This window comes from Pseudomonas putida, assembly GCF_005080685.1.
Classification (GTDB): domain Bacteria; phylum Pseudomonadota; class Gammaproteobacteria; order Pseudomonadales; family Pseudomonadaceae; genus Aquipseudomonas; species Aquipseudomonas putida_V.
The window spans coordinates 3,182,104-3,199,457 of record NZ_CP039371.1 but is presented as its reverse complement, the minus strand read 5'-3'; the positions used below and the strand labels follow the sequence as shown (position 1 = coordinate 3,199,457).

The 17,354-nt window shown below is 64.2% G+C and carries 4 protein-coding genes; 3 read left to right on the top strand and 1 reads right to left on the bottom strand.

Translation table 11 applies throughout. The features are described 5' to 3' along the window. A complete protein-coding gene (locus E6B08_RS14685; protein WP_136914693.1) occupies positions 1 to 1,737 on the bottom strand; it encodes a type I secretion system permease/ATPase in 1,737 nt (578 codons plus the stop codon). 640 nt (positions 1,738 to 2,377) lie between these two features. Between E6B08_RS14685 and E6B08_RS14680 the strand changes: the two genes are divergently transcribed. From E6B08_RS14680 to E6B08_RS14670, 3 genes are all read left to right on the top strand, one after another. Further along, positions 2,378 to 13,144 carry a peroxidase family protein gene (locus E6B08_RS14680; RefSeq protein ID WP_136914692.1) on the top strand — a complete coding sequence of 3,589 codons (10,767 nt, stop codon included), beginning with the start codon at positions 2,378 to 2,380 and terminating at the stop codon, positions 13,142 to 13,144. A 204-nt stretch (positions 13,145 to 13,348) separates the two neighbouring features. Beyond that, positions 13,349 to 13,999: a response regulator gene (locus E6B08_RS14675; protein WP_136914691.1), complete on the top strand. Its 651-nt coding sequence runs from the start codon at positions 13,349 to 13,351 to the stop codon at positions 13,997 to 13,999. A 33-nt stretch (positions 14,000 to 14,032) separates the two neighbouring features. Then, on the top strand, positions 14,033 to 17,263 hold the full coding sequence (locus E6B08_RS14670) for a hybrid sensor histidine kinase/response regulator (protein WP_136914690.1): 3,231 nt from the start codon (positions 14,033 to 14,035) through the stop codon (positions 17,261 to 17,263). Positions 17,264 to 17,354: the final 91 nt, after the last annotated feature.

Below are 17,354 nucleotides of genomic sequence, written 5' to 3'. Positions count from 1 at the left end.
TCACTCCCGTACCTTCACCGAAGCCAGCGGTGTCGAGGCGCCAGCGGGCATCACGCTGGCCTTGCGCAGCGCCGCGAACACTTCCTCGCGGGTGCCAAGCATCTGCACGCCGCCATCGCGCAGCATCAACACGTTGTCCACGGCGCACAGTACATTCGGTCGGTGCGAGACGAGGATCACCGAGGCGCCTCGCGCCTTGGCCTCGGCCAGGGCATCGACCAGGGCTTTTTCACCGATGTCGTCGAGGTTGGCGTTGGGTTCGTCCAGCACGATCAGGCTGGGCTCGCCATACAGCGCGCGAGCCAGGGCGATGCGTTGCTTCTGCCCTCCGGAGAGCGGGCTGCCATCGCTGCCCAGGCGGGTGTCGTAGCCTTGGGGGAAGCGCAGGATCATCTCGTGTACCGCGCATGCCTTGGCGGCGCGGATCACGGCGTCGCTGTCGACCTCGCCAAACCGCGCGATGTTGTCGGCAATGCTGCCTTCGAACAGCTCGACGTCCTGGGGCAGATAACCCAGCCAAGGGCCCAGCTCGCCCTTGTTCCAGGTGAAGATATCGGCGCCATCGAGCCGCACTTTGCCGGCTTGGCATGGCCAGACGCCAACCAGCAAGCGGGCGAGGGTGGACTTGCCAGAGGCCGACGGCCCGATGATCCCGAGGCTTTCACCGGGAGACAGATTGAAACTCACCCCGCGCAGGATGGTGGTGTTGCTGCCCGGGGCGCCGGCGTAGACGTTTTCCACCGCCAGCATGCCCAGCGGCCGTTGCAGCGACATGCTGGGCGGACGGTTCGGGTAGTCGCCGAGCAGTTCGCTGAGCCGGCCCCAGGCAAGGCGGCAACCGAGCAGCGGCTTCCACGCCGCGATCACCTGCTCGACCGGGCCCAGGGCGCGGCCGGTGAGGATCGAGCAGGCGATCATCATGCCTGGGGTGATCTTGCCCTCGATCGCCAGCAGTGCCCCGGTGCCGAGAATCAGCGACTGCAAGGTCACCCGCACGAAGCGGCCGACGCTGCTGATCACCGCGGCGCGGTCGGAGGCCAGGGTCTGCATCTGCAGGATCTGCAGGTGGCTCTTGTACCAACGCTGGCTGATGGCCGGGAGCATCCCCATCGCCTCGATCACCTCGGCGTTGCGCAGGTTGTTGTTGGCGTAGCTGGCCGACGCTAGGGCGGCCTGGTTGGCCTGGGCCAAGGGCTTTTGCGTGGCCTTTTCGGTGAGGTAGGCGAGGGCCGCCAGAATCGCCGAGCCGGTCAGCGTGACCAGGCCGAGCAGGGGGTGGATCAGGTACGCCACCAGCAGGTAGATCGGCGTCCACGGCGCATCGAAGAAAGCGAACAGGCCATTGCCGGTAAGAAACTGGCGCACTTGGGCCAAGTCTTGCAAGGCTTGCCCTGGATTGCCTCCGGCGCGGCTCAGGTTGCGCTCGAAGGCGGCGCTGAAAATGCGGCGGTTCAGGCCCATGTCGAGGCAGTTGCCGACGCGGATCAGGACCCGGGTGCGGATCATCTCCAGGGCGCTCATCAGCAGGAACAGACCGACCACCAGGAACGTCAGCATGGTCAGGGTGGTGACGTTGCGGCTGACCAGGGCGCGGTCGTAGACCTGCATCATGTAGATCGAGGGCGTCAACATCATGACGTTGATCACGCCGCTGAACCCGGCAAGGGCGTAGAAGGTGCGTCTGAGGCGCAAAAGTGCGTCGGCGAGCTCGGAACGGCTATGCGATTGCTTGTGCATGAGAGCCTCCCAGGGTGCAAAACCGGAGGCCGTTGCGGCGCTCCGGACAACAGTCAAGACAGCGTCTAGTCGGCATTGCAGAGGGCTCGCTCTGGTGACGGGCCTTTTACGATCACTGCGCTGCTCCCACAAGCTGGAGCGTAGGTGGGGTAGAAATATTTTGTAATATCAATTCGCTCTAAAGATTAATTGAACTTTCTATAAGTCCACTCAAAACAGTAAGTTGCGAGTGATTATCAGCACGTGCCATTTTTTCGACGTGATATTGACAAAGGTTGGCGCGCCAACTTTAGTCTTGATTATTCGCGGGTCGTCCGTTGAAGCCTGCCTTCTGTCCGGCAGTGCATGGCGCGGTGATATCCCCGTTGGAGTGAACATGGCGATCATTTCGTGCTCGTGCCGCATGAATAGGCCATACAGGACGTTCGCCTGCTGTTCCGGGCTGCATGGCCCACCCCCGGTACTGGGGCGTGTTGCCTGAATTCCCTGCGAGTCCTCTCTACGCGATGACCAGGCGCATTTCCCGGCTTGCGGGTCTTGCCTGCCTCGCGCCAGCTCTCGCCTTCATATGCTCCGCACCTCAACGGGCGCGGGATGGACCCTGTCGCCCTGCGTTCCCTACAGATCGAGGGCAATCACAATGGCCAACTTCAGCAAGTCGGACCTGGAATTCATCCTCAAGCAAATCTTCATTGCCGAGGCCCATGCCGATGGTGCCAACCTCAGCGACCTGCTGCCCAACAGCCAGGTGCCGTTCGGCTTGCGCACCGTCGATGGCAGCTTCAACAACCTGCTGACCGCACAGACCGAGTTCGGCGCCGCCGACAACGCCTTCCTGCGCCTGCTCGATGCCTCCTATCGCGCGGCGTATGCCAATTCCGGCAATGTCGTCGACGGCCAGCCACGGGTCATCAGCAACCTGATCGTCGACCAGACCGCGGCAAACCCGGCGGCGGTCGAAGCCAATGGCGGCGCTGCCCCAGTGCTTAGTCCAGGCCTTGACGGGGTATTCGGCACCAGCGACGACAAGCCGGTGTACTTCATTCCCAACGAATCACCAGACGCCGGGCTTACGGCTGGTTTCAACGCCTGGATGACCTTCTTCGGCCAGTTCTTCGACCACGGGCTGGACCTGGTCACCAAGAGCAGTACGGCCATGGTGGTGATCCCGCTGCAGCCGAGCGACCCGCTTTACGTGCCAGGCAGCCCGACCAATTTCATGGTGCTGTCGCGCGCGGTGCAAAACGCAGGCGCAGACGGCCTGGTCGGCACTGCCGACGACAGCCAGACCAACACCACCTCACCGTTCGTGGACCAGAGCCAGACCTACAGCTCGCACCCCTCGCACCAAGTGTTTCTGCGTGAATACATGCTCAATGGCGCCGGTGAGCCGGTGGCCACCGGGCGTCTGATCAGCAACCGCGATCTGGGCGCCGATGGCAAGTTCGGCACCAGCGATGACGGTGCTGGCAGCGGCATGGCCACCTGGGCGGTGGTCAAGGCCCAGGCCCGCGACATCCTCGGCATCGACCTGACCGACGCCGACGTGCACAACGTGCCCATGCTGCTGACCGACCCCTACGGCAATTTCATTCGCGGTCCAGGCGGCATGCCCCAGGTCGTGATCCGCGTGGGCAATGGCGCCGACGGCGTCGCCGGCACTGCAGACGACGTGCTTGGCCTGCGCGAAGGCAACCGCGCCTCGCCGATCAGCCTGGCCGATGCGGTGAGCACCGGGCATGGCTTTCTCGATGACATCGCGCACAATGCCGAGCCGGTCACGCTCAACGGGCAGCTCCAGGCCGACGGCGACACCCAGGTCGGCAACGCCCAGGATTCCCTCAATGGCAGGAACCTCACCTACGACAACGAACTGCTCGACGCCCACTACATCGCAGGCGACGGCCGGGCCAACGAGAACATCGGCCTTACCGCCGTGCACCATGTGTTCCACTCAGAACACAACCGCCTGGTGCAGCAGACCAAGGACACGGTCCTGGCGTCCAACGACCTGGCGTTTCTCAATCAGTGGCTGGCCGATGACGTGACCGAACTGCCGACCACGCCAGCGCAGATCGCCGCTCTGGTCTGGGATGGCGAGCGCCTGTTCCAGGCTGCCAAGTTCGGCACGGAGATGCAGTACCAGCACCTGGTCTTCGAGGAGTTCGCGCGTACCATCCAGCCGCAGGTCGATGAGTTCCTCGCGCCCAATGGCTACGACACCTCGATCAATCCGGCGATCATGGCCGAGTTCGCCCATGTGGTGTACCGCTTCGGCCATTCGATGCTGACCGAGACGGTCGACCGTTTCGACTCGACGTTCGACGTGGTCGGGGGCGACCCGAACAATCCTGACCAGCAGATGGGCCTGATCGCCGCCTTCCTCAACCCGCTGGCCTTTGCCGGCAGTGGCGAGACCGCCGACCAGGCCGCGGGCGCGATCATTCGCGGCGTGACCCGCCAGCTCGGTAACGAGATCGACGAGTTCGTCACCGAGGCGCTGCGCAACAACCTGTTGGGGCTGCCGCTGGACCTGCCGGCATTGAACATCGCCCGCGGTCGTGACACTGGCATCCCGTCGTTGAACGAGGCGCGTCGTGAGTTCTACGCCATGACCGGCGATAGCCAACTCAAGCCCTACATCAGTTGGGCAGACCTGGGCGATCACCTCAAGCACCCAGCCTCGCTGATCAACTTCATCGCCGCCTATGGCAGCCACGAAACGATCGTCAATGCCACCACCGTCGCTGATAAACGCGCCGCAGCGATGGCGCTGGTGCTGGGCGGCAGTGGCGCGCCAGGCGATCGACTGGACTTCCTCAATGGCACCGGCAGGTGGGCCAGCCCAGCGCTGGCTGCCGACGACCAGCTTGGTGCGACCATCACGGGGGTCGACGCCATCGATTTCTGGGTCGGTGGCCTGGCCGAGGAGAAGATGCCGTTTGGCGGCATGCTCGGCTCGACCTTCAACTTCATCTTCGAGACCCAGCTGGAGTCGCTGCAGAACGGCGACCGCTTCTATTACCTGGCGCGCACCGCTGGCCTGAACTTCGGGACCGAGCTTGAAAACAACTCGTTCGCCAAGCTGATCATGCTCAATACCGATGTCACGCACCTGTCCAATACCGTGTTCCTGACGCCCACCTATACCCTCGAAGTCGATGCCACCCGGCAATACACGGGTTTGGGCGCCGATGGCCGCGACGATCCTACCGGCGGCTTGACGATCAACGGCGTCGAAGTGGTGCCGCTGGTGATTCGCGACAATCCCGACACCGTTGGCAGCGATGACAACTACCTGCACTACACCGGCGAGGACCATGTGGTGCTGGGCGGTACCTCCGGGGCGGACATCATCATCTCGGGCGACGGTGACGACACGCTCTATGGCGACGGTGGCAACGACTACCTCGAAGGGGGTGCCGGCAACGATGCGGTGCTCGGTGGCGCAGGCGACGACATCATCACCGATTCGTTCGGCGACAACCGCCTGGAAGGCAACGCCGGCAACGACGTGATCGTCGCTGGCAGCATGCTGGTTGCGGGCAACCTGATCCTCGGCGGCGACGGCCAGGACTTCATCGTCACCACCGAAGACATCACTACCACCTTCGGCGGCCAGGGCGACGACTTCATCCTCGGCGCCAAGACCAACCTGCCGCCGACCGGCAACGAGGGCGACGACTGGATCGAGAAGGGCACCCAGGACGGCGCCCCGGGCGACAACTTCGCGCCGTTGCTGACCGACGATGTGGTCGGCAACGACATCTTCGTCGGCGGCGGTGGTTTCGACGAGATGATCGGCGAGGGCGGCGACGACATCTTCGTCGGCAGCGATGCCCAGGACAAGATGGACGGCATGTCGGGGTTCGACTGGGTCACCTACAAGAACGACCAGGTCGGCGTGACCGTGGACCTGAGCCTGGCGGCATTGGCCCAGCCACATGGCAACGCGCCAAACCAGAACGCCGGCGTGTTCAACCCGGTCGGCGCTTCGCCTGCGTCGATCCTCGACCGCTTCGCCGAGGTCGAGGGGTTGTCCGGTTCGAAGTTCGCCGATGTGCTCAAGGGCGATGACGTCGATGCGGTGACCATCCTCAACCATGGCGGCGCCACCGGCAGTGCCTTGAGCAACGTCGAGCTGATTCGGGGTCTCAGGCAATTCCTCAGCGATGCCGGGCTGCCGGTAACGGGCTTTGCCACCGGCAACATCATTCTGGGCGGCAACGGCAGCGACCTCATCGAAGGGCGCGGAGGCGACGACCTGATCGATGGTGACAAGTGGTTGAACGTACGGATCGCGGTGTATGCCGTTGGCGATGTCGACCACACCGGGCCTGAAATCGCCAGCTTCGACAGCATGGTCGACATGATCCCGTTCATGCTCGATCGGACCTACAACCCTGGCCAGCTCAAGGCCGTGCGTGAAATCCTGCCTGGTACCTCGACCGGCGGGGCTGCCTTCGACACCGCGATCTACTCCGGGGTGCAGGACGAGTACGTGGTCACCCATAACGACCGAGGCACGGCCGACGTCAGCGATGACGTATGGACCGTCACCGATACCGTGGCCGGGCGCGACGGCAGCGATACCTTGCTGCACATCGAGCGTCTGCAGTTCGCCGATGTGCAGCAGGTGCTGGTCGAAGGCGTGAATGCCCAGCCCACCGAGCGGCCAACGGTGACCGATGGCAACGGCGCCGCGATCACCGTGGGCGATGTGCTCACGGTGAGCATGGCCGGCGTGCGCGACGGCGATAACGTTACCGCCAGCAACCCGCAAGGCCTGGTGAACAACGCCTCGGTGTCCTACTACTGGCAGTTCGAGGCAGACCCAGGCAGCGGTGTGTTCGAGGATATCGTGCTGTTGCCCGCTGGCGATCTGGCGTTCCAGAGCGCCGATGGCACGGCGTTCAAGGTCTCACCGGATCTAGCCGGCCTGGCCTTGCGGGTCAAGGCGATCTACCAGGATGCCCATGGCACCACCGAAGTGGTGTTCTCGGCGCCCACCGCCGTGGTACAGCCTGGGGCACCGGTGGTACCGAGCCCGGCGGTGGCCGTGGTCGACGCCAATGCCGGCGGCGATGGCTTGCACATGGTGCGTTCGGACCTGAATTTCATCCTTCAGCAGATCAAGATCGCCGAGGCCGATGCGGCAGGGCAGGACATCCTTTCGCTGATCCCCAACATCCGCGCGCCGCTGGGGCTGCGGGCGGTGGATGGATCGAACAACAACCTGATGCACCTCAATGGCATCGACAATACCCAGTTCGGCGCCGCCGACAACGTCTTCCCGCGCCTGAGCGACCCGGTGTTCAATGACGCGCAAGACACACCGGCCGGGTTCTTCGGTCCCAACTCCCCAGGTGGCGCCCCGACCTCGTATACGCAGACGAGCGGCAGGGTGTTCGACTCGCAGCCGCGCACCATCAGCAACCTGATCGTCGACCAGACTGCCGACAACCCGGCAGCCTATGCCGCAGCCTACGACCCCGGCTCGGACGGCTTGCTGCACACCGGTGACGATGTGTTGAAGGATGGCGTGCGGGTGGTCGCCAGCCCTGGCATGGACGGCAAGTTCGGGACCGGTGACGACCAGGACGTGTTGGTGTTCGACAACACCGCCGCCGATGCCGGCCTGTCCGCACCGTTCAACGCCTGGATGACCTTCTTCGGCCAATTCTTCGACCATGGCCTGGACCTGGTCAGCAAAGGCGGCTCCGGCACGGTGTACATCCCGCTGCAGCCGGACGATCCGCTCTACGTGCCGGGCGGTCACACCAATTTCATGGTGTTGACCCGCGCCACCAACCTGCCAGGGGAGGATGGTGTGCTCGGCACGGCCGACGATATCCACGAACACACCAACACCACCACGCCGTTCGTGGACCAGAACCAGACCTACAGTTCGCACCCGTCGCACCAGGTGTTCCTGCGCGGCTATCAGATGACAGCCGACGGCCCGATCGCCACGGGCAAGCTGATCACCAACCGTGACCTGGGCGCCGATGGCAAGTTCGGTACCCAGGACGATACCGAGATCGGCGGGATGGCCACCTGGAAAGTCGTCAAGGCCCAGGCGAACGACATCCTCGGCATCCATCTGACCGACGCCGACGTGGACAACGTACCGCTGCTGGCGACCGACGCCTATGGCAACTTCATCAAGGGGCCGCACGGCTATCCGCAAGTGGTGATGAAAGGCGCCGATGGCTTGGCCGGAACCGAAGACGACGTGCTGGTCGAGGGCAACCCTGCCAGCCCCATAGACCTGACCAATGCCGTGCGTACCGGGCACCAGTTCCTGGCAGACATTGCGCATAACGCGGTCCCGGTATTCGTCGCTGGCGCCCTCGCGCCGGACAACGATGCCGTGGCTGGCAATGCCATCCCGGTCGATCCGCGCACCGGTGCCAGCGCGGTCTACGATAACGAACTGCTCGATGCCCACTACATTGCCGGCGACGGGCGGGTCAACGAAAACATTGGCCTGACCGCCGTCCACGCAATCTTCCACTCCGAGCACAATCGCCTGGTAGCGCAAACCAAGGACACCGTGCTGGAGTCGGGCGATGTGGCTTTCCTCAACGAATGGTTGCTCACTCCGGTCGATCATGTGCCGACCAGTCAGGCCGATATCGAAGCCCTGGTGTGGAATGGCGAACGGCTGTTCCAGGCCGCCAAGTTCGGCACCGAGATGCAGTACCAGCACCTGGTGTTCGAGGAGTTCGCCCGAACCATCCAGCCACGGGTGGACCTGTTCTTCGCGCCGACCCAGGTGTATGACGTCGATCTGGATGCGTCGATCGTCGCCGAATTCGCCCATACCGTGTACCGTTTCGGTCACTCGATGCTCACCGAGACGGTGGACCGCTTCGATGCCGACTTCAGCGTCGTGGGCGACCCCAACAGCACCAACCCAGACCAGCAACTGGGCCTGATCGCGGCGTTCCTCAACCCCCTGGCCTACGCCGACAGCGGTGTGACGCCGGAGGACGCGACCAGCGCCATCGTGCGTGGGGTGACCCGTCAGGTCGGCAACGAAATCGACGAGTTCGTCACCGAGGCCCTGCGCAACAACCTGCTCGGGCTGCCGCTGGACCTGCCGGCGATCAACATCGCCCGCGGTCGGGATGTGGGCATCCCGTCGCTCAACGCCCTGCGCCGCGACATCTTCGGCCAGACCGGCGATACCCAGCTCAAGCCGTACACCAGCTGGGCCGACCTGGTGCAGCACCTCAAGCACCCCGAGTCGCTGATCAACTTCATCGCCGCCTATGGCACGCATGACTCGATCACCTCGGCTACCACCCTGGCCGGCAAGCGCGATGCCGCCTTGGCGCTGGTGCTCGGCGGGGCCAACGCCCCAACGGACCGGCTGGACTTCCTCAACGGCACCGGCGACTGGGCCAACATCACCTTGGCCGGCAAGGATCAGCAGATGGGCACCGCCGACGACCTCAAGGGCGTGACCGTGACCGGCGTCGATGCCATCGACCTGTGGATCGGCGGCCTGGCCGAGAAGAAGACCCCGTTCGGTGGCATGCTCGGCTCCACGTTCAACTTCGTGTTCGAGAACCAACTGGAGAAACTCCAGGATGGCGACCGCTTCTATTACCTGGAGCGTACCGCGGGCCTGTCGATGGACGCCGAGCTGGAAAGCAACTCGTTCGCCAAGCTGATCATGGCCAACACCTCGGCCACCCACTTGCCGGGCCTGGTGTTCTCGACGCCGGGGCTGTACCTGGAGGTGGACCCGAACAAGCAGTACAACGACGGCCTGGGCGCCGCCGACCCGGAGGGGGTAATCCGCGACAACCCGCTGACCACAGGCCTGGACAGCAACTATATCCGCTACATGGGTGATGAGCATATCGTGCTCGGCGGCAGCAACGGCAATGACATCCTGGTGTCCAGCGAGGGTGACGACACCGTCTGGGGCGATGGCGGCAACGACCGTATCGAAGGTGGTTACGGCAACGACCAGCTGCGCGGTGGGGCAGGCGACGACATCATTACCGACGTCGGCGGCGACGATAACATCCAGGGTGGCGACGGTAACGACGTGCTGCATGGCGGCAACGGCGTCAACCTGATCATCGGCGGCTTCGGCAACGATTTCATCGTCACCGGCGAGGATGCCTCCGAGGCCATTGGCGGCCAGGGTAACGACTTCATCCTGGGCAGCAAGGCCAACGAACAGGACATGGGTAACGAAGGCGACGACTGGATCGAGAAGGGCACCTCGGACGGGGCGCCCGGCGACAACTTCGACCCGCTCGGCAACGACCCGGTGATCGGCAACGACGTGTTCATCGGTGGCAACGAGAACGACAAGTTCAACGGTGAGGGCGGGGATGACATCATGGTCGGCAGCCTCGGCCTGGGCGATCGCTACATCGGCGGTTCAGGATACGACTGGGCGACGTTCAAGGGGTTGGCCCAGGGCGTTAGCATCGACATCAGCGATCGCTTCTTCAATGTTCCGCCGGTACCGGGCTCCGGCGCCTCAGCCCTGGCGCGCTTCGATATCATGGAAGGGCTGTCGGGGTCGGCGCATGGCGACTTCCTGCGCGGCGACAACGAAGATGCCACCTCGCTGCCCACTGCGGGGGCGACCGGCAGCGTGCTCACCAACATCGGCCTGATCGACGGCCTGGCCGGCCTGTTGGCCGCCGGGGCGACTTTCTACGATGGTGGCAACATCATCCTTGGCGGTGCCGGTAGCGACCTGATCGAGGGGCGTGGTGGCGATGACATCATCGACGGCGACAAGTGGTTGAACGTGCGTATCAGCGTGAGGGAGAACGCCGATGGTACGGGGGACGAGATCGCTTCGTTCGACAGCATGGAGCCGATGGTGCCATTGATGCTCAACGGGACCTACAATCCAGGGCAGTTGGTGATCGTGCGGGAGATCCTCAGTGGCGCCGACCATTACGACACCGCCGTGTTCTCGGGCAATGCCGGGGACTACAACGTGGTGGTCGACGGTAACGCGGTGATCGTGACCGACCTTGTGGCCGGGCGTGATGGCGTCGACCGGCTGACCGGCATCGAGCGCTTGCAGTTCGCCGACGGTGCGCAGGCCTCTGGCGTGGGCACCGCCAGCAACAATGGCCCAGCGGGGCACCTGGCCATTCTCGACGATGCCAGTGGCGTTCGCGATGACACCCCCGTGGTGGGCCAGTTGCTGCGTGTGAGCAACCTGGCGGTGCACGATGCCGACAACCAGGGCGCTGGTAACCCCAGCGGGGCGCTTTCCGGCCCGGCTTCCTATTACTGGCAGGTGGAGCGCCTGCCGGGGTCTGGCGTCTATGAAGACATCACTTTCGTCGAGGCCGGTGAAGTCTCGCGGGCCATTGGCAGCACTTATCGGGTCACCGATGACGTCGCCGGGCTGAACCTCCGGGTGCGGGCGGTGTACCAGGACGCCAAGGGCACCCTGGAAATCGTCGATTCGTCGGCCAACAGCGCTCCGAGCGCCGGGCCTACGGTCAGTGGCGTGGTTGCCCAGAATCAGGTCCTAACGGCCAATCCGGCAGCCATCGTCGACGCCGATGGCCTGGCGCCCAACCCGCAGTTCACCTTCCAGTGGCAATCCAACACCGGCGCTGGCTGGGTCAACATCGCCAATGCCACCAACAGCACCTTGGCCCTCGGGCAGGCGCACGTGGGCCTGAACATTCGGGTAGTGGTGGGTTATGTCGACACCTTCGGCGTTGCCGAAAGCGTGCCTTCCGATATCCTCGGGCCGGTGGTCAACGTCAATGACGCGCCCACCGGAGGCGTGGCGATCAGCGATACCACACCGGACCAGGGTCAGGTCCTGACGGCCCTGACCGCGGGCATTGCCGACCTGGATGGACTGGGCGCCTTCAGCTTCCAGTGGCAGCAGGGCAGCGGTGCCACGTTCAGCGACATAGCCGGTGCCACGGCGGCGAGCTTCACGCCCACTGCCGCGCAGGGCAACCAGCAACTTCGGGTGATCGTGCGCTATACCGATGGTTTCGGTACCCTGGAAACCCTGACTTCGGCGGCGACGGCGGCGGTAGCGGTGCCGCCGGGGGTGGTGCTGCAAGGGACTGCGGCGGCCAATACCCTCAACGGCACGATCGGCAACGACATCCTTTCAGGGCTCGGGGGCAACGACATCCTCAATGGCCTGGCCGGCAGCGATCAATTGTTCGGTGGCACCGGCAACGACACCCTCGATGGCGGCGCCGACAACGACGTGCTCAATGGCGAGGATGGCAACGACACGCTGATCGGCGGGCAGGGTGCGGATGTGATGAATGGCGGGGCCGGCGACGATGTGTTCGTGGTCGACAATGTCGGCGACAGTGTCGTCGAGGGCGCAGGTGCAGGCACTGACACCGTGCGCACTACCCTGGCCAGCTACGTGCTGGGCGCCAATGTCGAGAACCTGATCTTTACCGGTACTGGCAACTTCAGCGGCACCGGGAATGGTCTTGCCAATACCCTCACCGGTGGGGCCGGAAACGACACCCTCAACGGTGGCGCCGGCGCCGACCGCCTGGTGGGAGGGGGCGGCAACGATACCTACGTGGTAGACGCCGCCGCGGACGTGGTGGTCGAGGCGACCGGCGCGGGTATCGACAACGTGCAGACTGCCCTAGCCAGCTACACCCTGGCGGGCAACGTCGAGAACCTGAGCTATACCGGGCTGGGCAACTTCGTCGGCACGGGGAACGGCCTCGACAATGCCATCCTCGGCGGGGCGGGCAACGACACGCTCAACGGTGCCGGGGGCAACGATGCCCTTACCGGTAACGCCGGCAATGACACGCTCAATGGCGACGCCGGCAACGACCAGCTGTTGGGTGGCCTGGGGACTGACACCTTGGCCGGTGGAGGTGGCGATGACAACCTCGACGGCGGGACCGGGGACGATGCCCTCAATGGCGGTGCCGGCACCGATACCTTGCAGGGTGGCATCGGCAACGACAGCCTGGACGGCGACGTCGGCAACGACCAGTTGCTGGGCGGCGATGGCAACGACACATTGTTCGGTGGGGTGGGCCTGGATACCTTGCAGGGCGGCAACGGCAACGACTTCCTCAATGGCGCCGCAGGCAACGACAGCGTCACCGGGGGAGCGGGCAACGACACCCTGGTGGCCAGCGACGGCAACGACATCTTCCTGTTCGGTGCAGGTTTCGGCGTCGATCAGGTAGTGGGCTTCGATGCCAACCCCGCAGGTGGTCAGGATCGGCTCGATGTATCTGGGCTGGGCATCACCGCCGCGACCTTCGCTGCCAGGGTGAGCATTACCGACGTGGGCGCCGACACCTTGGTGAGCATCGGTGCCGCCGACTCGATCCGCTTGGTCGGGGTGGCCGATGCCACGACGGTGACAGTGGCGGACTTCATCCTGGGCGCCTGAAGGCCGAGAACCGGGGCAGGGCATGGATGCCCCGTCCCGCTCCCCAAAAAATGTGCTGCGGCCTCCATGGCTGCGGCTCAAAACGCCCTGTTGCAGGCATTTCCTGCCCTGCGTCCGATCTTCTGCTAGCCTGGATCCTGCCAGACCCCAACCAATTCCACACCCGCGGCTGGGGAGCAAGCAGCTGACTGGGCGAGGTATCGGATGACCAACTACGATGTGATTCTGGCGGATGACCACCCCATCGTGCGCATGGGCGTTAAGGATGTGCTGGTGCAGGACCGTCGTTTCAACCTGGTGGGCGAGGCGTCTACCCCCAGTGAACTGGTGGGGTTGTATCACAGCGCGCAACCTCAGATCGCCATCACCGACTACAGCATGCCGGGCGATGACCGCTATGGCGATGGCCTGAAACTGGTTGAATACCTACTGCGGCATTTTCCCCAGACCAAGCTGTTGATCTTCACCATGATCGACAACCGCCTGGTGCTGGACAGCTTGTATGACCTGGGTGTCGCCGGCGTGGTCACGAAAAAGGGCAAGCTCGACGAGCTGCTGCTGGCCCTCGATTGCGTGGTGCACGGCAAAGTCTACCGGGGTAGCGAAATGCTCGACCCGGACAGCGTGATCACCAGCCGCAGTGAGGTCGAGGAGCGGGTCTCGCGTCTGTCGATGCGTGAGCTGGAGGTGATCCGCTATTTCGTTTCTGGCAAGAACGTGGGTGATATCGCCAAGTTGCTCAATCGAAGCGTGAAAACCGTAAGTACCCAGAAAGTCGCCGCCATGCGCAAGCTCGAGGTGGGCAGCGACCAGGCCCTGATGACCTTTTGCCTGCAGGCCAACCTGTTCGGTTGAGGTGCCTTGCATTGACCCTGGCGGACCCGCCGCATGAAGGAACATGACCTCAACTCGATACGCAAGCTGGCGCGTAGCTCGCTACGGCTCAATATCGTGCTGCTGGGCGCGGTGTCGCTGGCCCTGATGTTGATCGGTGCCTGTTACTGGGCACTTGGCCGCGTGGTGCAGGAAGAGCGCGAGAAGGTCAATTCGCACTTTTCCCGCCTGGTAGGCGATATCCGCGAACATGAGGCCTTTCTCAAGCGCATCGCCCTGCAGAGCGGCGAGGCTGCCCGGCGTCATGACCTCAGCACCATCCCCTTGCAGCAACGCCTGCTGGCCCGAGACCAAGGTATGGAAATCCACGAAGGTCGGGAATTTTCGTTCGCCATGCCGTTCACCCTGGCCCGCCGGCACGCGGCGAGCGACAGGCCGCTCACCGAGCCTGGCGGCTTCTACCTGGGAGTGATGCTGGCCAATCTCTACAGCAGCTTCTGGAGTGGCTCGGCGTTTCCCTCGCCGCAGTTGGTGGTGCTTGACCTCCACGGCCAGACCAGCCTTGCGGTGCCTGCCATCGGTGATTTGCGTGACGTGGCTCCGCTGACAAGGGAACGCTATCTGCCCGCTGTCGCGCAACTGGCCAGCACGCTGGGGGCCCATACCCCACGGCGCACAGCCGCACGGGTGCACTGGGCCCGTGGCGAGGGGAGCGGGCAGCAACTGCTGGCCTACATCAGCCTCGACGTGCCGGACGAGCTGTGGTGGGGCGACGACCCAGCGCGCCAGGTGGTGGCTGCCACGTTGCTGGACCTGGATGGCATCAACCGCTACGAGCGCTCGTTGCAGCGTCCGGCGTTCGATGAATTGGAGCTGGTGTCACCGGGCGGCGAGGTATTGATCGACTCTTTGGGAAAAGCCGCGGACTTCAGTGACGGCCTGAACCTCGACAGAGGCGGTTTGGTGTTCAAGGTGCCGGCCAGTGTCGGGGGTGGCTGGTCAGCCTTTTACCGCCTGACCTACGCAGGCTTCTTTCAATACGCCAAGTGGCAGTTCATCGGCGGTTTGCTGGTGGTACTCAGCAGCCTGGTCGGCGGCTGGGCCGCTACGCGCTGGTACAAGCGCCAGGTGGTGGGCCCGGCGCGCCAGGCTCGGGTGGACATCCTCGAAAGCCATGCCTTCAGCCGCGCGGTGATCCAGACCGTGCCCATCGCCCTGTGCGTGCTGCGCCGCAGCAACCATGAGGTGCTGATGCAAAACCGTCTGGCCGGGCAGTGGCTGGGGGATGCTCAGGCCATCACCCAGCTCAGCCACGCCTGGGACCTGAAGGGCAATGCCGAGCCGGCCGGCAAGGAGTTCGTCCTGCAACATGGCGAGCGCTTCCTGCACGTGACCTTCGCCTTGACCCGCTACCGGGGCGAGGAAGTGGTGCTCTGTACCTTCAACGACATCACCGACCACCGCCTGGCCCAACAGGTACTCACCGAGGCCAAGCACTCGGCGGATGCCGCCAGCGAGGCCAAGACCCTGTTCCTGGCGACCATGAGCCATGAGATCCGCACGCCGTTGTACGGTGTGCTCGGCACCCTAGAACTGCTTGGCCTGACTGACCTGAACCGTCAGCAGCGGGACTACCTCGACACCATCCAGCGCTCGTCTGCCAGCCTGATGCAACTGATCAGCGATGTGCTCGATGTGTCCAAGATCGAAGCAGGGCAGATGGCGCTGGAGGCGCAGGACTTCGACCCGCTGGGTTTGGCCGAGGAGGTGGTCGCCGGGTTTGCCGCAGTCGCCAACGGCAAACACTTGCAACTCTACGCCTGCATCGACGCCAATTTGCCGCGCAAATTGCGCGGTGAAGCGAACCGGGTTCGCCAGATCCTCAACAACCTGCTCAGCAATGCCCTGAAATTCACCGATCTGGGGCGGGTAGTGCTGCGCCTGAAAGTGGTCGAAACCACCGCTGGCCAGGCCACCTTGCAATGGCAGGTGACCGACACCGGTATCGGCATGTCGCAAGAGCAGCAGCAACGGGTGTTCGAGCCGTTCTATCAGGCCCACGGCCATGAACCGAGTGTTACCGGCACGGGGTTGGGCCTGTCGATCTGCCTGCGTTTGTGCGAGTTGATGGGGGGGCGCCTGCAGGTGGTCAGCGAACTTGGGTTGGGTAGCAGTTTCACCTTCACCTTGCAGATGCCGGTCCTCGATGGCGGCCCAGCCCTAGGCGACCAGGCACTGTTGCAGCCTGGCGTGGTTCATGTGCGTTCGCCGGTGAAGGAATTGGCGCACAGCCTTGCCCTGTGGGTCGAGGCCTGGGGCGCCACGGCGCAGATGATCGATACGCTGCCCGAGCACGTCGCGCCTGGTGCTGTCCTGCTTGACTTGCTGGGCAGCGCAGAAGACTCGACAAGCTGGCCAGCCGTGCGGGTTTGCGCGTTGGCAGAGGCTGGGCAGCAATTGCAGGCCACCGAAGGTGGCTGGGTGGTCAGCCTCTATCACCTGGCGGCGCTGGCCCAAGCCTTGCAGCTGGCGCAACAGGGCGTGATCGGCGATTTCGACCCAGGTCCGGTGGCACGTGCCGCGCCTCTGGGCAAGCTGGGCATGCGCGTGCTGGTGGCCGAGGACAATCCGATCAACCAGGTCTTGCTCAAGGAGCAGCTCGAGGAGCTCGGTTGCCAGGTAACCCTGGCCAGCAACGGCCGCGAGGCGCTTGCGCGTTGGCAGCCCGACGCCTTCGATGTACTGCTCAGCGACATCAACATGCCGGTGATGAATGGCTACGAACTGGTGCGGGCGTTGCGCGAACAGGGGGCCACGCTGCCGATCATCGGGGTCACCGCCAATGCCCTGCGCGAGGAAGGTGAGCGCTGCATTGCCGTGGGCATGAACGCTTGGCTGGCCAAACCGCTGAGCTTGCGTACCTTGCATGACGGCCTGCTGGGGGTCTTTCCCGGCGTGCAGGCCGAGTCGAGGCAGCAGGAGGCATCTGGTCTGGCGCAAGAAACAGGCCTGCAGGTGCCGGCCAGCATGCGCGAGCTGTTCGTCGCTACCCTGCGCCAGGACATGCTGGCCCTGCAGCAGGCGCAGCAGGCCGACGACCTGGCCGCGGTTGGCCAGCAAGCGCACCGCCTGCGCGGTGCGCTCGCGGTGGTGCAGGCGCATGCGCTGAGCGATGCCTGCGCGGTCGTCGAGGAGGTTCTGAAGGCGGGGACCGAACGCTCGGAGCTGGAGCCTATCGTCGCGGAACTGCTGGAAAACCTCGAGTCGGCGCTGGCCAAGCTCTAGGGCGTCGCGCCAATAAATAAGAATTGTCTGATATTTGCCGGGAAAGCCCCTCCCGATACTTGCGGTAATTCCTATTCCGCTGGTACGCGAG